Below are 19,212 nucleotides of genomic sequence, written 5' to 3' on the forward strand. Positions count from 1 at the left end.
GGGGCGGTCCTCACGCATAGGTACAGACTTGGTCAAAGGAAAAACGGGGCAGTTTCTGGAACAGCGCCGTCTCGTCGGCATAACCAATGTTGCACAGGAAATTGGATTTCAGGGTCGTGCCGGCAAAGAACTCTTCGTCCACGATCTGGTTGGAAAAGCCAGACATGGCTCCCACATCCAGACCCACGGCGCGAGCAGCAATCATGAAATACGCGCCCTGCAAGGTGGCGTTCCGATCGGCGGTGTCGGCGATGTAGTCAGGCTTGCCCTCGAACAGATGGCGTCGGTCCTCGTGCGGAAAGGTAAAGGGCAATTCGTGCCAGAAATCCATGTCCTGCGCGATAATCGCCGTCACAGGGGCGCCCATCATCTTGGGCACATTCTGCGGTTTCAGCGACTTGGCAAGGCGCGCCTTGCCCTCTGGGCTTTTTACAAAAACAAACCGCGCGGGCAGCGTGTTCATGCTGGTGGCGCCGTTGATCGTGATTTCGAATATCTCTTCGAGCAGACCATCGGGGATAGGCTGATCGGTCCAGGCGTAATGCGAACGGGCCTCGCGCAGGATCAGATCAATCGCGTCATCCGACAACCGCCCGATGCGGCCACGCAGGTCGCGGTGGCCTTGTTGCGCTGCAGCCCGCGCCGCGTTCAGAGCATCTCCGGTCGGGGCGTTCATTCGGCGGCCACCTGAGTGCCTGCGTCCTTTTCATCGATCACCGGGCTGGCACAGATGCCGATACCCTCAATCTCGATCTCGACAGTTTCGCCGGGACGCAACCAACGTGGGTTCGGTTTCTTGGCGTGACCGACACCTGGCGGTGTGCCCATCGCAATCAAGTCGCCGGGTTCGAGCGTGGTGTATTCAGAAATGGTCGCAATGACGGTGGCAACATCCCAGATCATGTTGGCCGTGTTCGAGCTTTGCAGGATTTCATCGCCCACCCGGCTCTCGATCTTTAGGCCGGCAGCGCCCGCAGGCACTTCATCCGGGGTGACCGTAAACGGGCCGATGGCGCCGGTGTCGTCAAAATTCTTGCCGGGCGTCCATTGATGCGTCTTGCGCTGGTATTCGCGCACAGACCCGTCATTGAACACGGTATAGCCAAACACGTGGTCGAGAGCCGCCTCTTTGCTGATATGACGCCCACCCTTGCCCACGATCAGCATCAGTTCTGCCTCGTAATCGAGGGTTTCAGAACAGCTTGGGCGCACCATCGGCTTGCCCGCCGCCATGATCGAGTTTTTACCACGCATGAACAGGGCGGGGTATTCAGGAATGTCATAGCCACCCTCTTTGATGTGGTCGGTATAGTTCAAACCCATGCAGATGATGGTGCCGGGTGCTGCCACAGGCAGCGCAGGCGTGATCGAGGCAACCGGAATCGTGGGCGCCGCTGCGATTTGATTCGTCAAAGCATCCGCCAGGCTCGGGTCCGCAATCAGCCCCATCAGATCGGAACCTACGCTTGGGCTCAAAGCCGTTAAATTCACCGCTTTTTCGCCCACCACGGCAAAGACCGCTGAGCCCTCCGACGTTTCGCCCACCAGATATTTCATCATCGTCATCCTTGTCAGTTCAGGCAATTTCTGCCTACAATATAGCCATGTGTCAATAAATATCGATATTTTTGGGAGGCCAGCATGGTTGCATGGGTAGAGTACAAAGCCGCAGCAAAGGCGCGGGGCGCACTGGCGCTTGAGCTTTATGCGGCGATCAGCACACCGGCCAAATCGCCCGATGACGTCAAGGCTGCGCTGCCGGATCACCTCGCCTATCAGGCCGATCTTGAACGGGCGGGACGGTTGGCTCTGGCAGGCCCGATGTCAGACGAAAGCGGCGAGAACATGCAGGGCGTCGGCCTGATCATCTACCGCGCCCCAAGCCTTGAGGCGGCACGTGCGCTGGCCGAAGCCGACCCGATGCACAAAACCGGCGCGCGCAGTTTCGTGCTGCGGCGTTGGATGATAAACGAGGGTTCGCTGCACCTGTCTGTCGGATTGTCCACGGGCGGGACGACGCTCAGCTAGGGGTCACGCATTGAAACGATGTCGGGGTATACGGTCATGAACATGATGAAAGACGGCGACGGCAAGGGTGCCTCCGCGACGCGCAGCGCCTATCTGACCTTACGCCAAATGATCCTGACGGGCGAATTGCCTGCGGGCGAAAAGCTCAAGATTGAACAGTTGCGCGCCTTGCTCAAAACCGGCGCCAGCCCGATCCGCGAGGCGCTGAGCCTGCTGACCTCGGACATGTTGGTCGAGCGTCTGGACCAGCGCGGATTTCGCGCCGCACCCGCCAGCAAGGCCAATTTCGAGGAAATCCTGATGCTGCGTTGCACGCTGGAAGATATGGCCTTGCGTGCCTCCATCGCCAATGGCGGCACCGCGTGGGAAGAACGGTTGGTCCTTTGTCACCACCACATGAACCGCGCCCGTCAAAAGGGCACGCCCGAATTCGAAGTGGCGCACAAGACTTTCCATATGGCGCTGTTGGAAAACAGCGGATTGCCTACGCTCGAACGCTATTGCGCCCAACTGTATGACCTCAACATCCGCTACCGCTATCTGGCCGCAGGCGGCGCACGGTATCAAAAGCGCGACATCGCCGCCGAACATAAAAGCGTGCTGGATGCGGCCCTTGACCACGACGCGGACCGCGCCTCTGATCGCTTGCTGACCCATTACCGACTTACTGGCGAGTATCTCGGCCAGCAGATGGATCACTAACCCCCGGGGTGCCCGCTTAGGACCCGCACGCAACAGCAGGAGGCCCGCATATGCAACGCAATCGGTTCTTGGGCGATTTGCTGTCGCACCTTTTTGACCGACACAACCCTGAGCGCAGCAAGGACGACACGCGCGACATCTACAATCTGTGTCGCGCGTTGATGTCAGCCGAGGGCGAGGTATCGGGCTACCGCCTGGCCACGACTGTTCTGGCCCGCTACAGCGCTCTGACCGATGACGAAAAGCTGGCCTTCTTCCAGTTTCTCAATTCCGAGATGGAATTTGACGCCGCCCGTCTGGCGGAACTCGCCGCCGACTATGCTTTTGCGCCCACAGACAGCCTGTATCAGGAGTTGACGCAAACGGCCGAACCGCGCCGCCAGGAACTTTTGCGCCGCCTCAACCAACCCATGGGGGCCACGGCCAACATCGTCGCGATGCGCGTCGATCTGTTGCGGCTGTCGCGCGACCACCCGGACCTCAAGCGCACCGACAGCGACATGGTGCACCTGTTGCGTAGTTGGTTCAATCGCGGCTTTCTGGTGCTCAAACAAATCAGTTGGGACACGCCCGCGCGCATCCTGGACAAGATCGTGGCCTATGAAGCGGTGCATCAGATCAACGATTGGGATGACCTGCGGCGCAGGCTTTATCCGCCCGACCGGCGCTGTTTTGCCTTTTTCCACCCCTCCATGCCCGACGAGCCACTGATTTTTGTCGAAGTCGCCCTGACGACCGATGTGCCCGGCTCAGTCGATCTGCTGCTGAGCGAGGGGCGCACACCGATCAGCGCGGAAGACGCGCGGGTCGCAGTCTTCTACTCGATCTCCAATTGTCAAAAAGGGCTGACGGGCATCAGTTTCGGGAACCTATTGATCAAGCAGGTGGTGGCAGAACTGTCGCTGGAAATTGCGGGGCTTGAGAAATTCGTGACCCTGTCGCCCATTCCCGGCCTCACGACATGGCTGCGCGCGCAGGGCGACGATCAGACGGCCCGGGCCATTCTGGATGGACATGCCCCGCCCGAGGATCTGTGCGCCAAGGCAGCCAGCTATTTGCTTGAGGCCGAGCGCGCAGATGGCCAGCCCCTCGATCCTGTCGCCCGCTTTCATCTGGGCAACGGGGCAGAAGTCCACGCCCTGCACGCGAACGCCGACAGTTCGGCCAATGGCCAGGCGCAATCGGCAGGCGCGATGGTGAACTATCTCTATGACTTGTCCGATACCGAACAAAACCACGAAAGCTTTGCCTTGCATGGCAAAATCGCCGCTTCGCGCACGGTGCGCGCACTGGCCAGCGCGGCCACACCTACCAAGCCCAAGGAACCTGTCACGTGACGAACACCCTCTATGACGCCCTCGTAGCCAAACACGCTGGAAACGACACCCTCTTTCTGGACTGCGACGACGGAACCCAGATGTCTTACGGTGCCTTCGCCAAGCGCGCGGGCCAGATCGCGCATGTGCTGCGCGACGCGGGTGTGCGGCCCGGCGACCGCGTGGTGGTGCAGGCCCCAAAGCTGGCCGATACCATCGCGCTCTTTGTGGCCACTGTTCAGGCGGGAGGGGTCTATTTGCCGCTGAACACGGCCTATACGCAAAGCGAATTGCGCTATTTCATCACGGATGCCGACCCACAGGTGATTGTCTGCGATGCCAAAGACGAAATCGACATCAGCGCGATTGCGGACACGGTTGGTGCACGCGTCCTGACGCTGACCCAAAGTGGTGGTAGCTTGTCGCGTGCCGCAGATACCTGCCCAGAGGGCTTTGACACAGTGGCCCGTGGCCCGGATGACTTGGCGGCCCTGCTTTATACCTCCGGCACCACGGGGCGCTCCAAGGGCGCAATGCTTAGCCACAAGAACCTGTTGTCGAACGCCATTGCGCTGACCGACCTGTGGCAGATCACCAAGGGCGACAGGCTTATCCACGCCTTGCCGATCTTTCACACCCATGGGCTTTTTGTGGCGATGAACACGGCGCTTTTGGCGGGCGCACAAGTGCGGTTCATGGAGCAATTCGACCTCGACACGATTCTTGCGGAACTACCCAACGCCACGATGATGATGGGCGTGCCCACATTCTACACGCGTCTCCTGAGCGACAACCGGTTCACTGCCACGCTGACCCAGAACATCCGCCTTTTCGTGTCGGGCTCTGCCCCGCTTTTAGCGGAAACGCATACAGCGTTCGAGGCGCGCACCGGGCACCGCATCCTGGAACGCTATGGGATGACCGAAACCAACATGATCACTTCAAACCCCTTTGACGGCGACCGGATCGCAGGCACCGTGGGCTTTGCCCTGCCCGGCACGGACGTCGAGGTGACCAACCCCGAAACAGGCAGCCCCCTGCCCCGGGGCGAAATCGGGATGATCGAAGTGCGCGGTGACAATGTCTTTCAAGGCTATTGGAACATGCCCGAAAAGACAGCCGAAGAGCTGCGCGAAAACGGGTTCTTCATCACCGGCGATCTGGGCATCATGGCGGATGACGGGCGGGTGTCGATTGTGGGCCGGTCCAAGGATCTGATCATTTCAGGCGGCTACAACATCTATCCCAAAGAGGTCGAGGACGTCATCAACGACATGGACGCCGTGCAGGAAAGCGCCGTCTTCGGCGTACCGCATCCCGACTTTGGCGAGGCGGTTCTGGCCGCCGTCACCGTGCGGCACGGCATGTCCCTTGATCTTGAGGCGCTGAGGGCGTTTGTGGAACCGCAACTGGCCCGTTTCAAACATCCCCGCCGCTATATCATCCTTGACGCCCTGCCCCGAAACACGATGGGCAAAGTGCAAAAGAACCTTCTAAAAGATCAATATAGCGCTTGACGCGGCACCTATGCGGCCCGGGCCGCACGCACACCCCGTCACATTCGCAAGACCAGGGTCGACACGGGCGCAAGCCGCGCGATGCGGGCCGAGTTTGGGCCAAGGATCTTGTCGGCCATGTCCGGTTTGTGCGCCCCCACGATGACAAGGTCCGCGTTGGATTCTTTAATGGCGCGCAACACCTGCTCATAGACCACGCCGATCTCGACGATGTGCTGTACCTGGGTGCGGTCCGGCAACGCGTCCTTGACCAAGGCATGCAGCGAATCATTGGCCGCTTCCGCCGCCTCTTTCAGCGTGCCCTCTTTAAAGAAGCTGCCAACCCAGGACGAATTATAGTCCGGCAGAACCGTCACGACGCTGAGCGTGGCGCCATAGAATTCGGCCAGATTGCTCGCCTCGATCAACAGATGGCGGGCATCCTTGAGATGGGTCAGGTCGACAGCGCAAAGAATATGCTGGGTCATGCGAGGGCCTCCTCTTGGTCTTGTTCGCGCTTGCGACGCATCTGAAGCATCCAGACAAGCAGCAAGATGGCGAGCGCTGGGATATAGAACAATTCCTTGGGCATACGGTCCGCTTCGACGTCCAGTTCCATGACCTCCCAGTCGAAATCGATGCCCAACTGCTCGGACGGGCCGCCAAAGTTCAGGTTGTCCACAAAGAGCGTGCCATCCTCATCGCGGAACTCGATCCCTGCCCCATCCAACAGGCGCGTCTGACCGTCCGGCCCTGCCGCGCCGAGCGGCAGGAGATAGCGTGCATCAACCATATCGCCGTTCAGGTTCTCGCCCGACAACCGGACCCTGAGCGAGGCATTGTCATCCGCCGCCGCCGCCATTTCAAAAAGCTCGGCCCCGGGCCTTTGCTCGAATTCCGGTTGGAACTGGTTCAGGAAATAGCCCGGCTGGAACAGGATAAAGGCAGCGACCAAAAGGGCGGCACTTTCCCACAATCGAGATTTCACCATGAAGTAATTCATGGTCCCGGCGGCAAAGAGCAGCATGGCGATCAGTGCTACGATAAACACAAACACCGCCTGCACCGGCCCGACATCGATCAACAGCAAATCGGTGTTGAAGATGAACAGGAAGGGCAGCAGCGCCGTGCGGATCGAATAGAAGAACGCCTGGAAGCCCGTCTTGAGAGGGTCACCCTTGGAAATGGCGGCCGCCGCAAAACTGGCAAGCCCCACGGGCGGCGTCACATCCGCCATGATTCCAAAGTAGAAGACGAACATATGCACCGCGACCAGCGGCACAATCAGTCCGTTTTGCGCGCCAAGTTCCACAACAACGCCCGCCATCAACGAGGACACAACGATGTAGTTGGCGGTCGTGGGCAGCCCCATGCCAAGGATGATCGAGATCACCGCCACAAAGAACAGCATCGCCAGAAGGTTGCCGCCAGACAGGAACTCGACGAACTCCGCCATGACCTGGCCAATGCCGGTCAAAGTGACGGCCCCCACGATGATGCCCGCAACGCCCATGGCCGCCGCAAGGCCGATCATGTTGCGTGCCCCTGCAATCATGCCCTCGGCAATGTCTGAAACACCGTCCTTGATCTTGGCCGCCACGTCGCTCTGCCCACGGAAATAGGCCTTGAGCGGGTTTTGGGTCAGCAGGATGAACAGCATGAAGATCGTGGACCAGAACGCCGACAGGCCCGGCGATTTCCGCTCGATCATCAACAGATACATCAGCAGCAGGATAGGCATCAGATAGTGGATGCCGGTTTTGAAAATCTCCTTGGTGGGCGGCAGGTGCTGCATCGACTCAAGGCTCATATCAAGGTCAGGTCCCTGCGCCGCAAAACGCACCGCTGCCACATAGGCCGCCAGCATGATCGCCAGGATCACATAAAGTGAGGCACCGCCAAAGGCACTGCCCAGCGCATCCACAATGACACCGGTCAAAAACAGCGTCCCTCCGGCAATCACGATCGAAATCGCAATGATAAAGATCGCGCCCAGCATGAACTTGATAGGGTTCATGCGAGATGTACCGGTCATGCCCATTTTCAGGGCTTCAAGGTGCACGATATAGACCAGCGCCACATAGGAAATCGCAGCCGGCACAATCGCGGTTTTGACCACTTCCACATAGGAAATGCCCACATATTCAGTCATCAAAAAGGCCACAGCGCCCATGACTGGCGGCGTCAGCACGCCGTTGATCGAAGAAGACACCTCTACAGCACCCGCCTTGGTCGCCGGAAAGCCCACCTTTTTCATCAAGGGGATCGTGAACGTACCCGTGGTGACCACATTGGCAATAGACGAGCCAGAGATCAGGCCCGTCGCCGCCGACGCGATCACCGCCGCTTTGGCAGGCCCGCCGCGCAAGTGGCCGAGGGCCGCAAAAGCCAATTTCAGGAAATAGTTGCCCGCCCCTGCCTGATTAAGCAGCGAGCCGAACAGGACAAAGAGGAACACAAAGCCGCTGGAAACCCCCAAGGCGACGCCAAATACCCCTTCGGTGGTCAGCCACATATGGCTCATCGCCTTGTTAAAGGACGCGCCTTTCCATTGCACCACTTCGGGCAAGCCGGACCATGATCCAAAGAAAACGTAGCCGAGGAAGAACAGCGCCACGCCCATCAAGGGGAAGCCCAGCGAGCGGCGCGCTGCCTCAAGCAGCAGGACAATGCCGACACCCGCCATGACCACATCCGTGGTGCTGGGGTTGCCGGTGCGTTGGGCCACGCCGCGATAATCCCACCACAGATACGAGGCAGCAATGGCGGCGACGATGGCCACAATCCAGGCGAGTTTCGGAATATGTGTGCGCGGGCTCGATTTCAGGCCGGGAAAGGCCAGGAAGGCCAGCAACACGGCAAATCCAAGGTGAATTGCGCGGGTCTGGGTGTCATTCCACACCCCAAATCCGACGATGAAAGGCAGGGGCGAGGCAATCCAAAGCTGGTAAATCGCCCAAGCCAGCGGCAGATACCAAAGGGCTGCGCGGTCAAACCCACCCGTGGGTACGCGCCCGCCTGTGTCTGCATCCGCAAGGATGTCCTCTAGTGCAGTGTCGTCCCGTTTGGTCGCTGCATCCGTCATACCATCCCCCGGTTTTGTCTTTTTATTGTGCCTCGGCCCGCATCTAGGGGCCGAGGCGTTTGTCAGGTCAAGTGCGGATTACATCCAGCCTTGCTCAGAGTAGTACTTCGCCGCACCGGGGTGCAGAGGCGCGGACAAACCGTCTTTGATCATGCCTTCCTGCGTCAACGTGCCAAAGGCCGGGTGCAGTTTTTTGAAGTCATCGAAGTTTTCAAAGATGGATTTGACCAGAACATAAACGACCTCGTCAGACGTGTTGGCATCCACAACGAAGGTGGCTTTTGGACCCCAGGAGGCCACATCAGCGTCATTGCCCGGATACAGACCACCGGGGATCGTTGCCGCGGCATAGGCGGCGTTGGACGCCAGAACCTTGTCTGTGCCCGATGTTGTCAGGTCCAGCAACTTGATGTCGCAGGTCGACGTGGCTTCCATGGTGGAGCCGTTGGGCAGACCCGCGGCCCAGATTGCGGCGTCGATCTTGCCATCACAGAGCGCTGCGGCCTGCTCGGAAGATTTCAGCTCGGCGGCCAGCGCGAAATCGTCAGGTGACACACCTGCGTTTTCCATCAGAACATCGGCCAGAACACGCGTGCCCGAACCGGGGTTGCCGATGTTGATCCGCTTGCCTTTCATTGCCATGACGGAATCGATACCGCTATCGGCCCGGACCATCACATGCATCGGCTCGGAATGGACCGAGAACACAGCGCGCAGATCGGCATAAGGCTCGTCGCCGTCAAAGGCGCGGACACCTTCCATGGCAGCCGATTGCACGTCTGATTGCACAACGCCAAAGTCCAATTCGCCTTCGCGGATGGTGCGGGTGTTGTAGACAGAACCGCCGGTGGATTCGACCGAGCAACGAATGCCGTGCTCTTTGCGGCCCTTGTTCACCAGACGGCAGATCGCGCCGCCTGTGGGATAGTAAACGCCCGTGACGCCACCAGTCCCGATCGTAATAAAGGTCTGCTGGGCGCTTGCGCCCCCCGTCAGAGCCAGTGTCGCGGCCACTGCTGCGCCCGCTAGAATATTTTTCACAACCATTTTGGTCTCTCCCTTGTTTGGTATGTGGATCGTCGTCATGAAGTCCAGTTTTCTCCCAGACCGTCAATCTGTATTTCCGCAGAGCGGATCATTGCCTCGGCCTCCGGGCCCACCCGTGCCAGAAGAAGGCTGATGATCGCCTCCATCAACACCAAAGTGGCCGCATAAGACGAGAAAAATTGGGGACTTTCGGTCCGCGTCACAAAACCGAAATCCGAAAATTGCAGCGCAGGCGAGGTGCGGCTGTCGGTGATCACGATGGTCGTGGCGCCCGCCTCGCGCGCCACCTTGAGTGCCGCAACCGTACGCCGCGCATAGGGCGATTTGGCCAGGGCAAAGACAACATCGTCAGACCCCAGCCGCGAAAGGGCTGGCGACAATTCAGTGCCATTGCGGCCAACGGTTTTCCAGTTGGCCTTGAACCAATGGGCCATATATCCGAAGTAATCAATGATCCCGGCAGAGCCCATCGCCCCCACTAACAGGACCGTGCGCGCCGCGTGCAGTTTTTCCACCGCAGCGCTCAGCCGATCGGGGTCAATCGCACTTTGAAGTTCTTCGATATTGGACCGGCAGGCCATGGCCTGGCGCTGCAACACGGTGCTGGCCCCCTGCCCCGAGGTCGTTTCCAGCAGCACATGGGCACGTTCCGAAAAGGGAGAGATCTTGCGCTCCACCGCCTCGCGCCCCTCTTCGCGCATTTGTTCGTAATCCGCATAGCCCAGCACGCGGGCCAGCCGCGAAAACGTGGCAGGCGATACCCCGCTTGATGCCGCAACCGCGCGCAGCGACCGGGTCGCAATATCCACCGGGTTATCCGCCACATATTTCGCCGCAACCTGCAACTTGCCACTCAGGCCAGTGTACGCGCCGTTGATGCGGTCTTCTATGGTTGCGCTGTGGATCACGAATCCCCCGTGGATGCTGAAACTGAATGTTTCAATTGTTTTCCATCTTGTCAACTTTTGAAACAAGTGTTTCATTCGAGGCAAAGCTGGAGCTTAAAAAATGGCCGATTCCACACTTCCCGCCCATGCCTCTGTCGTTGTCATCGGGGGCGGGATCATGGGGTGTTCCACCCTCTACCACCTTGCTGAAATGGGCGTGACCGATGCCATTCTGCTCGAACGCAATACGCTGACCTCTGGCACGACCTGGCATTCGGCAGCGCAAGTGCGCGCGCTGCGCCATTCGCACAACCTGACCCGCATGATCCAATATTCCGTCGACCTCTATGCCCGACTTGAGGAAGAAACGGGCCAGAATGTGGGCTGGATTCAAAAGGGCTCGCTCTCTCTCGCGACCACACCAGACCGCGCGGTACATGTGCGCAGGCAAGAGGCGCTGGCCCATGCCTTTGGCATCAACGCGCAATGGATCAGCACCGGTGAAGCGAAAGAGCGTTGGCCCCTGATGAATGCCGACGATGTGCTCGGCGCCGTTTGGTCACCTGAAGACGGACGCGTCTCACCCTCCGACGTTTGCGCCGCATTGGTCAAAGGGGCCAAGGCGCGCGGAGCAAGAATCTTTGAGAAAACCGGCGTCACCGGCATCCTGACCAAGGATGGCCGCATCACAGGCGTCGAGACCACTCAAGGCACTGTCATGTGCGACGCCATTGCACTTTGTGCCGGGCTATGGTCGCGCGAGGTCGGGGCGATGGCGGGGGCCGACGTGCCCGCACTGGCCTGCGAACATTTCTATCTGCTGACCAAACCCATTGACGGCGTCACCGGCAACATGCCCACGCTCTCTGACCACGACAACCACCTCTATATCCGCGATGACAGCGGCGGATTGCTCGTGGGTTGCTTTGAGCCGATGGGCAAGCCGATCAAGCCCGGCGTGCTGAACGCAGACTTTGAATTCGGCCTCTTGGGCGAAGACTGGGATCACTTCGAGCCGATGATGATGAACGCGCTCAACCGGTTGCCCGCGCTTGAAACCGCAGAGGTCAAGATGCTGCTGAACGGGCCTGAAAGCTTTACGCCCGACGGGATGTTCATGCTGGGTGAGACCGCCGAAACAAAGGGCTTGTTTCTGGGCTGCGGGATGAATTCGGTGGGCATGGCGTCGGGCGGCGGCGCGGGTATGAACCTCGCCCATGCCATCGTGCATGGCCATACTGCATATGACCTGGGTGAGGCTGATGCCAAACGGTTTGCGCCCATTTACAATTCGCTGGATCACCTGATGGCGCGCGCACCGGAAATCCTGGGCACCCATTACGAGATCGCCTATCCGGGCCGCCAACTCAAAACCGCACGCGATCTGCGCCTCTTGCCGCTGGATGCCGAATACCGCGCCGCCAAGGCCCATATGGGCCAGGTCTATGGCTGGGAACGCCCGCTCTATTTCGGCAAAACGGCCGAACCCCAGATGACCTTTGCCCGGCCCGACTGGTTCGAAAATGTCCGGGCCGAGGTCAAGGCCGCACATGAGGCGGCGGCGGTGTTCGATGCCTCGCCCTTTGGCAAGATCGAGGTCACCGGCCCGGATGCCTGCGCCTTTCTGCAATATGTCTGCATGCGCAATATGGACCGGCCCGTCGGCACCGCAATTTACACCGCCGTCCTGAACTCGCGCGGCACCTATGAAAGCGACATCACCGCCCACCGCATCGACACCAATCACTACCGGCTATTTGTGGGCACCAACGCAATCAAGCGGGACCTGGCCTGGCTGACCCGCCATAGGGACGGATTTGACGTGACCCTGACCGACAGCACCGAAGACTACGCCGTGCTGGGCCTTATGGGTCCAAAGGCAGCGCGCATCGTCGCGCAAACCGGCGCGCCCGAGTTGAACGAACTGGGCTATTTCAAAGTGGGCCCTGCCCATATCGCAGGCAAACATGTGCGCGCGGTGCGCATGTCCTATGTGGGCGAGGCAGGATTTGAAATCACCTGCAAGGCCGAGAACGCGCGCGCAATCTATGCCGCGTTGACACAGGCCGGTGCCGTGCCTGCCGGCCTTTTCGCGCAAACCTCCATGCGGATCGAAAAGGGGTTTGCCGCCATGGGTCACGAGTTGGATGGTGACATCAGCCCTTTTGTAGTGGGCATGGCGGGCATGGCGAAAAAGACAGGCGGTTTTGTCGGGGCGGAGGCGCTGGCCGAGCACGTCAAAACGCAAAGCCTGTCGATGGTCACGATCATTCTGCATGAGGATACTGCCGTCCCGATTGGCCACGAATCGGTCTATCTGGGCGACAAGATCATCGGACAAACCACTTCGGCTGCTTACGGCTACCGGATCGGTGCCCCGATTGCCCTGGCCCATGTCAGGCAGGTTGAGGACGGCGCCGCGATCACGGTCGATATTGCAGGGCGCAAGGTTGCAGGTGTCATGCGGGTCGAACCCGCATTCGATCCCGGTGGCGAAAGGATGCGGCCATGACCAGCGCGCCCCGGATCACGGTCGCGCCAAATGGCGCGAGGTTGCAAAAATCCGGCCACCCGGCAGTGCCAATATCGGGCGACGAACTGGCACGGACGGCACGCGCCTGCCTGGCGGCAGGCGCGGATGCCATCCATCTGCATGTGCGCGACGACAATGGGCGGCACAGCCTTGATCCCGAACGCTACCGCGAAGCCATCGGCGCAGTGGAGCGCGCAGCGCCCGACATGGCCATTCAGATCACCACAGAGGCCGCCGGACGATACGAAGTTGCCGACCAACTGCATCTGATCGCGACGCTGAAGCCAGCAGCCGCCAGCGTTGCGGTGCGCGAAATGGCCCGCGCGCCAAATCTGGCCGCGCGCCTTTATGCCACCGCCATGGATCAGAATACGCAAGTTCAGCACATCCTTTACGACCGGTCCTGCGTTGATCAGCTGCAGCGCTGGTATGCAGACGGGACAGTCTGCGCATCCCAACGTGATGCCATACTCGTGCTTGGCCAATACGCCCCCCCGCGTGCAGGCGATCCCGCCGAACTGCCCCCCTTGTTGCAAGCGGCAACAACGGCTGACCTTCGGATCACGGTATGCGCCTTTGGGGCAGGAGAACAAAACTGTCTGATCCGGGCACATCAGCTTGGATGCGCCCTGCGGATCGGATTCGAGAATAACAGGGTCGCACCGGACGGCACGATCTGGTCCGACAATGCGCAAGCGGTGCGCGCCCTCAGAACGGCATTGGTGCATCAAGGCAAAGGATGCGCCGCTTGACACCCGCCATTGAAACCAGCACCGATGCGACCGTGATCGGCCCCATCCTGCGCTTGCTGCGGTCGGGCCTTGAGCCTGCACTTTTCGAACGTCGCCTGGCCGAGGCCATCGCCAATGGTTACCGCGCCTTTGTGACCCAGGATCGCAGCGCCTGCCTCGGTTTTCACATCACCCATGATGTGTACTGGGGCAAAACGTTTTATATTGATGATCTGGTGGTGCACGAACAGCGCCGCAGCAGCGGGATCGGTGCGGCCCTGCTGGATCACGCCCGAACCGAAGCGCGCGCGCTTGGCTGCGACCACTTGCGCTTGTGCAGCGGACTCAGGCGCGCAGACGCGCACCGCTTTTATGAACGCAACGGGCTGGCACGCACCAGCCTGCAATTCGCAACCTCTGTGCAAGAAAGCACCCCGTGATGTCACATGTATTTCCCCGCCACTGCCACAAAACCCCACCCGTCGCCGTACGCGGCGAGGGCTGCTATCTCTTTGACAGCGATGGCAGAAAGTATCTCGATGGCTCCGGGGGCGCGGCGGTGTCCTGCCTGGGGCACGGCGACGCCGACGTGATCAAGGCCGTCCAGGACCAGGTGGCCAGCCTGGCCTTTGCCCATACCGGATTTCTGACATCAGAACCGGCAGAAGCCTTGGCCGACCTGCTGGTGGCACATGCGCCGGGCAACATCGATCGGGTCTATTTCGTGTCAGGCGGGTCCGAGGCGACAGAGGCGGCCATCAAGCTGGCCCGCCAGTATTTCGTGGAAAAAGGCGCGCCAGAGCGCCGCCACCTGATCGCCCGCAAGCAAAGCTATCACGGCAACACGCTGGGCGCGCTGGCGGCGGGGGGCAACGCTCTGCGCAAACGCCAATTCGCCCCGCTTCTGATCGAGGTCAGCCATATCGCGCCTTGCTACGAATACATGCTGCGCGACGCGGGCGAGAGTGCCACCGACTACGGGCAGCGCGCCGCCCAAGAACTTGAGGATGAAATCCTGCGCCTGGGTCCGGACACCGTCATGGCCTTCATGGCCGAACCCGTAGTCGGCGCAACCTTGGGCGCGGTGCCTGCGGTCGCGGGCTATTTCAAACGCATTCGCGAGATTTGCGACCAACACGGCGTCTTGCTGATCCTGGACGAGGTGATGTGCGGCATGGGGCGCACCGGACACCTCTTTGCCTGTGATGCCGACGGGATCGTGCCGGACATCCTGTGTATCGCCAAAGGACTGGGGGCGGGATACCAACCCATCGGCGCGATGCTCTGCACCGACATGATCTATGACGCGATCAAGGATGGCAGCGGGTTTTTCCAGCACGGCCACACCTATCTCGGGCACCCCGTGGCTGCCGCCGCAGGCCTCGCCGTTGTGCGCAAGATCCTCGATCAGAACCTGGCACAAAGGTCGGCCGCGCAAGGCGAGGCGTTGTCCAAGGCTCTGCATGACCGGTTTGGCCAGCATCCCCACGTGGGCGACATCCGGGGACGGGGCCTATTCCAGGGCGTCGAACTGGTCGCGGACCGCGAAACAAAGGCCCCGTTTGATTCGACACACGGGTTGGCGGGCAAGATCAAATCGGCCGCCTTCGAGGCGGGCCTGATCTGTTATCCCATGCCGGGTACGCGGGATGGGCGCATGGGCGATCATGTTCTGCTCGCCCCGCCCTTCATCATCAGCAACGCCCAGATTGATGAATTGGTCGACAAGCTGGGCACAGCGATCGAGGCATCCCTGCCCTGAGCGGCACGGCAAGCGAACGGGCAAGGCCCAAAAACGCTCCGCTACGTCAACCGAAACTGCTGCCGATATTTCGACGGCGTCGTCCGGGCCACACGTAAAAAGGCGCGCCGCATCCGTTCGGCATCCTGAAACCCGCAATGCTTTGCGATAACCTTGACGCCCTTGTCCGTGGTCGCCAACAGATCACGGGCCGCATCGACACGCACAACCTCAAGAGCCTTGGCCGGAGACACCCCCATCACATTGGCGTAGCGCCGCGAAAAGTTGCGCGGGCTCATCCCGCATTCCCGGGCCATGTCTTCCACAGTGAGCCGACGCGCCAGATTGTCTGAAATCCAAGCGTGCAAAGGGCTGAACAAGCCATCTGCATCGCGAGCTTGACGGTCAAGCTCGGCGCTGAACTGCGATTGCCCACCGGATCGGACCATGGGCGCAACCAGAGACCTGGCCATGGCGATGGCCGCCGGTTTGCCCAGATCCTCTTCGATCATGGCCAGTGCCATATCAATCCCCGCCGTGATGCCCGCCGACGTCCAGACATGGCCATCCTTGATAAAGATCGGGTCCACCTCAACCGCAACCGCCGGATAATCAGCCGCCAGCTTGTCGCAATCCTCCCAATGGGTCACCGCGCGTTTGCCATCCAGCAATCCGGTTGCCGCCAGCACCAGCGCACCGGAACAGACCGAACAGACCCGCCCAGCCCGCCGCGCCAGCACCGTGGCCTGTGCCACAAAATCAGCATCAAGGGCCGCCGGTATGGCCCCATCACCCCCCACAAAAACCACCGTGTGGATAGGCACGTCACAATGCGGGTCCAGCCAGTCGGCCAAGGGGTCGGTCCCGATGGGCAAGATCGTGTTGGTCGCCGTCGCTCCGCCCGCTAAGGACACCACATGGGTGCGGTAGGCAGGCCCGGCGCCCTCCCCTTTTGTGGCGTGGGTAAAGACCTGAAGCGGGCCCACAAGATCCAGCAGCACAATGTCGGGATAGACGACAAAAAGGACATTCATGGGCGCGTCAGGTGGGACATCACGTGGCGTGTCTTTGGCATAAAAAGGGGTCATGTTGTCATTCATGCCATTCCAATCCCGTGTAGTACAGGGTCAACAGATGACCCACCCCGGCTCTCCCGAAAGGACCCAAAATGAGAACACTCGGCGCATTCGTCTTTCCTGGCTTTGAAACACTGGACTATTTCGGCCCCATCGAAATGCTCGGCGGGATGGGCGCAGCCATCGAGGTGGTCACCATCGCCAAAACCGCCGCCCCGGTGCCAAGCGTGCACGGCCAAAAGATCGTCATTGACCGGACCCTGGCGGAAAAAACCGACTATGACCTTTTGCTGATCCCCGGCGGCGACAGCGCCCTCAACGAGGGCGAGGACCCCGAAGTGCTGGACTGGATCAGGCAAGCCTCGGCCCAGGCCGAACGGGTCATGGCGGTCTGCACCGGGACGATCCTGCTCGGGATGACAGGGCTATTGGACGGGCGCAAGGCCACGACCAACAAGATGGACTTTAGAGCCACGATCCACCACGCGCCCCACGTGAACTGGGTCAAACAGGCGCGCTGGGTCGAGGACGGCAAGTTCTTCACCTCTTCCGGCGTGTCGGCAGGCATGGACATGACCCTTGCGGTTTTGGCCGATCTCTACGGTCTGGACGTGGCGCGCAACATGGCCAAGAGCTGCGAATACACGTGGCACGAAGACGCCAACTGGGACCCATTCGCAAAAGCCGCCGGACTGGTGTGACCCGCGCCGGTCAGGGTGCTTACCGGCAGGGCCACATGTGTCTTTTGCCACCAATGGTATCGTGCGGAAGGTTTCCAGCCTGTAAGGTCACCACATTTCATGGCGGACAAGAGCGTGCTCGATAACTTTGTCGCCAGCGGTGGAGATCATAAATCGACAAACCAAAAAAATAGTCGAGCTCAAACCGTCGCGCCAAAACAGCAAGCAAAACGTCAGCGTGAAGCGCTGACAAACGCATTACAAAATGGTGTTGAGGGTATGTGGCGGAGACGAAGTCCGAAAGTTATTGTTTATCAATTTCTTAAATGCTTGTTTTTCTTGGATTTCGTATTTCAGTGTGTGGCGGATTGTGCAGCAAAGTGTGCAGCAAACTTTGTCAGCCGGCATGACCCGCGCTGACTGCGCATCTCCAGCCGAGAAGGCCAACGGTTCTAGTGGTAACGATAACCGAGAACTATCAGTACTTTGCCAATACTCAGCTGCTAAGCGGTAGTGTTATCCAACAGGTATCTCACAAGGACAAAGTGGTAGTCATCACCAGATGCTCTGAAAAACACCCTTAAACCCAACTGCACTTGGTGTAGCGAAGGTCGACACAAATTTTGGGTGAACGTCAGAATAATAATTCATGGCATTGAGGCCTCCGACAGGAACCGACTTCTGTTTCAATTCACGCTTTTGATGTCGCTTCCAGCCTGTCGCTGCCTCAGTGATCGAAAAAGGATCTTTATCCGCCAATATCCAACATACGCATAAGCTCAAGAAGCGTTTTATTCCCAACCCTCTTCACACATTATCACCCATACTCTGCAATCTCAATTTTCAAACAGCCTACTCCTTCGCCAACCTGAATCTCCGATTCTTTATAAAATTCTTCAAGAGGCTTTGGGCTTCTATTTCTCTTAGATAAAATTCTCCCCAAAATTCTATGAGTATGCCGACTCGCGACCCACCTGCTTTAAGTACTGACGCCAGTCATAAAGTCTTTTAGGATACACTAAATTTCATTTTTAACCTTGCAGAGCCAGACCTTCCAGATTCTGCGCCATCACACCTCTGATCTTAATCAGGTTTATTCGCACTTTTTTCCATAGCAATACTGTACAACTTCCTCACCTCGCAGCCGGAAAGAACGCCAAAGGAAACCGCAGGAATGATCGGATCAAGGAAGCCCAAACTGTAGAGTGTCAGTGTAGCATATGAACCAGCGTGCAAGGCGGGATTGAAGTACTTCATGATTATGTGCTCCTTTTCCCAAATCTGTAGAATTGGAGAAAGCATTTCTAGGAGCTCAAAATTTCAAATGTTTGCACTTTGTCAGTCGTAAGTGTATTTTTTTGCACTAATTGCGATTTCTGCTCTAGCCCAACGAAAGTTGACAATAAACTAATCGTTCAATGAAGTTGCATTTTTTTGCAAAAGGTTGCGGAACTACGCAGGCATCCAATGCCATGAAGCAAAACAAGTTAGTGCTTGAAAAGCCTAATTTTTCATCAAATTACTTGAATTCTTAAGTGACTCACTCCTTTGCAGCTCGTATCTACAAATAGCGTTTCATAAGTTTTGGACCTCCGCCAACCGTTGAATATACATACCCCGCGGTCTGAGCCCATCGAGACAAGAGGGCGGGCGGTAAACGCTGCAGGCGCCGTGCCAAGACGCAACCAAGTAGAATGCAGGTAAAACCTAGGGTCAGGACCCATTGATTTCCGGGCGACGGCGTGATTCACGGTTCGAAAAACGAGTGGTGAACATGTCTGGTCTTTTCTGGCTAACGGATACGCAGATGGCACGTCTTGAGCCCTTTTTTCCCAAGTCACACGGCAAGCCCCGCGTCGATGACCGGCGGGTCTTGAGTGGGATTATCTT

At 59.0% G+C, this 19,212-nt stretch carries 18 protein-coding genes and 1 pseudogene; 11 read left to right on the forward strand and 8 right to left on the reverse strand.

From position 1 onward, the window contains the following. Positions 1 to 10: 10 nt before the first annotated feature. Positions 11 to 676: a malonic semialdehyde reductase gene (locus Q1A44_RS12265; protein ID WP_299625153.1), complete on the reverse strand. Its 666-nt coding sequence runs from the start codon at positions 674 to 676 to the stop codon at positions 11 to 13. Then, entirely contained in the window at positions 673 to 1,560 is an 888-nt protein-coding gene (locus tag Q1A44_RS12270; RefSeq protein WP_299625157.1) for a fumarylacetoacetate hydrolase family protein, read from the reverse strand. Before Q1A44_RS12270 ends, Q1A44_RS12265 begins: the two co-directional genes overlap by 4 nt. Before the next feature lie 81 nt (positions 1,561 to 1,641). Between Q1A44_RS12270 and Q1A44_RS12275 the strand changes: the two genes are divergently transcribed. From Q1A44_RS12275 to Q1A44_RS12290, 4 genes are read left to right on the forward strand one after another with little or no spacing between them, the layout of a single operon-like run. Then, complete coding sequence (locus tag Q1A44_RS12275) at positions 1,642 to 2,028, forward strand: YciI family protein (RefSeq protein ID WP_299625160.1); 387 nt, start codon at positions 1,642 to 1,644, stop codon at positions 2,026 to 2,028. Between the two features lie 36 nt (positions 2,029 to 2,064). After that, positions 2,065 to 2,730 (forward strand): GntR family transcriptional regulator, encoded by a 666-nt coding sequence (locus Q1A44_RS12280; RefSeq protein WP_299625163.1) that lies wholly within the window; start codon positions 2,065 to 2,067, stop codon positions 2,728 to 2,730. Between the two features lie 50 nt (positions 2,731 to 2,780). After that, complete coding sequence (locus Q1A44_RS12285; RefSeq protein WP_299625165.1) at positions 2,781 to 4,067, forward strand: malonyl-CoA decarboxylase family protein; 1,287 nt, start codon at positions 2,781 to 2,783, stop codon at positions 4,065 to 4,067. After that, positions 4,064 to 5,563 (forward strand): malonyl-CoA synthase, encoded by a 1,500-nt coding sequence (locus Q1A44_RS12290; RefSeq protein WP_299625168.1) that lies wholly within the window; start codon positions 4,064 to 4,066, stop codon positions 5,561 to 5,563. Before Q1A44_RS12285 ends, Q1A44_RS12290 begins: the two co-directional genes overlap by 4 nt. A 38-nt stretch (positions 5,564 to 5,601) precedes the next feature. Here Q1A44_RS12290 and Q1A44_RS12295 read toward each other — a convergent pair whose 3' ends face one another. The 4 genes from Q1A44_RS12295 to Q1A44_RS12310 all read right to left on the reverse strand — a co-directional run bounded on the left by Q1A44_RS12295 (position 5,602) and on the right by Q1A44_RS12310 (position 10,582). Further along, a complete protein-coding gene (locus Q1A44_RS12295; RefSeq protein WP_299625170.1) occupies positions 5,602 to 6,030 on the reverse strand; it encodes a universal stress protein in 429 nt (142 codons plus the stop codon). After that, positions 6,027 to 8,627 (reverse strand): TRAP transporter permease, encoded by a 2,601-nt coding sequence (locus Q1A44_RS12300; RefSeq protein ID WP_299625172.1) that lies wholly within the window; start codon positions 8,625 to 8,627, stop codon positions 6,027 to 6,029. Before Q1A44_RS12300 ends, Q1A44_RS12295 begins: the two co-directional genes overlap by 4 nt. Positions 8,628 to 8,705: 78 nt before the next feature. Then, positions 8,706 to 9,674, reverse strand: a complete 969-nt coding sequence (locus Q1A44_RS12305) for a TAXI family TRAP transporter solute-binding subunit (protein WP_299625174.1) — start codon at positions 9,672 to 9,674, stop codon at positions 8,706 to 8,708. Between the two features lie 35 nt (positions 9,675 to 9,709). Continuing rightward, a complete protein-coding gene (locus Q1A44_RS12310) occupies positions 9,710 to 10,582 on the reverse strand; it encodes a MurR/RpiR family transcriptional regulator (protein ID WP_299625176.1) in 873 nt (290 codons plus the stop codon). A gap of 100 nt (positions 10,583 to 10,682) precedes the next feature. Here Q1A44_RS12310 and Q1A44_RS12315 point away from each other — a divergent pair, with 100 nt between their 5' ends. From Q1A44_RS12315 to Q1A44_RS12330, 4 genes are read left to right on the forward strand one after another with little or no spacing between them, the layout of a single operon-like run. Continuing rightward, complete coding sequence (locus Q1A44_RS12315) at positions 10,683 to 13,073, forward strand: FAD-dependent oxidoreductase (RefSeq protein WP_299625181.1); 2,391 nt, start codon at positions 10,683 to 10,685, stop codon at positions 13,071 to 13,073. Beyond that, entirely contained in the window at positions 13,070 to 13,846 is a 777-nt protein-coding gene (locus Q1A44_RS12320) for a 3-keto-5-aminohexanoate cleavage protein (RefSeq protein WP_299625183.1), read from the forward strand. Before Q1A44_RS12315 ends, Q1A44_RS12320 begins: the two co-directional genes overlap by 4 nt. Next, positions 13,843 to 14,265, forward strand: coding sequence for an N-acetyltransferase (locus tag Q1A44_RS12325; protein WP_299625186.1), 423 nt, complete (start codon positions 13,843 to 13,845; stop codon positions 14,263 to 14,265). Before Q1A44_RS12320 ends, Q1A44_RS12325 begins: the two co-directional genes overlap by 4 nt. Further along, complete coding sequence (locus tag Q1A44_RS12330; protein ID WP_299625189.1) at positions 14,265 to 15,587, forward strand: aspartate aminotransferase family protein; 1,323 nt, start codon at positions 14,265 to 14,267, stop codon at positions 15,585 to 15,587. The genes Q1A44_RS12325 and Q1A44_RS12330 overlap by 1 nt, the downstream gene beginning before the upstream one ends. Positions 15,588 to 15,628: 41 nt before the next feature. Here Q1A44_RS12330 and Q1A44_RS12335 read toward each other — a convergent pair whose 3' ends face one another. Next, positions 15,629 to 16,654 (reverse strand): helix-turn-helix domain-containing protein, encoded by a 1,026-nt coding sequence (locus tag Q1A44_RS12335; RefSeq protein WP_299625192.1) that lies wholly within the window; start codon positions 16,652 to 16,654, stop codon positions 15,629 to 15,631. Between the two features lie 80 nt (positions 16,655 to 16,734). On the opposite strand from Q1A44_RS12335, the gene Q1A44_RS12340 reads away from it, so the two are divergent. Together Q1A44_RS12340 and Q1A44_RS12345 are read left to right on the forward strand one after the other, a co-directional pair. Next, positions 16,735 to 17,343: a DJ-1/PfpI family protein gene (locus tag Q1A44_RS12340; protein WP_299625195.1), complete on the forward strand. Its 609-nt coding sequence runs from the start codon at positions 16,735 to 16,737 to the stop codon at positions 17,341 to 17,343. Positions 17,344 to 17,442: 99 nt separating this feature from the next. Next, entirely contained in the window at positions 17,443 to 17,742 is a 300-nt protein-coding gene (locus Q1A44_RS12345; protein WP_299625197.1) for a hypothetical protein, read from the forward strand. A gap of 663 nt (positions 17,743 to 18,405) precedes the next feature. Here the strand turns inward: Q1A44_RS12345 and Q1A44_RS12350 are convergent. Then, complete coding sequence (locus Q1A44_RS12350; RefSeq protein WP_299625200.1) at positions 18,406 to 18,579, reverse strand: hypothetical protein; 174 nt, start codon at positions 18,577 to 18,579, stop codon at positions 18,406 to 18,408. 517 nt (positions 18,580 to 19,096) lie between these two features. Here Q1A44_RS12350 and Q1A44_RS12355 point away from each other — a divergent pair. Next, positions 19,097 to 19,212 (forward strand): annotated as a pseudogene (locus tag Q1A44_RS12355) (IS5/IS1182 family transposase); the annotation flags it as partial.

It is taken from the genome of uncultured Tateyamaria sp., from assembly GCF_947503705.1.
Classification (GTDB): Bacteria; Pseudomonadota; Alphaproteobacteria; order Rhodobacterales; family Rhodobacteraceae; genus Tateyamaria.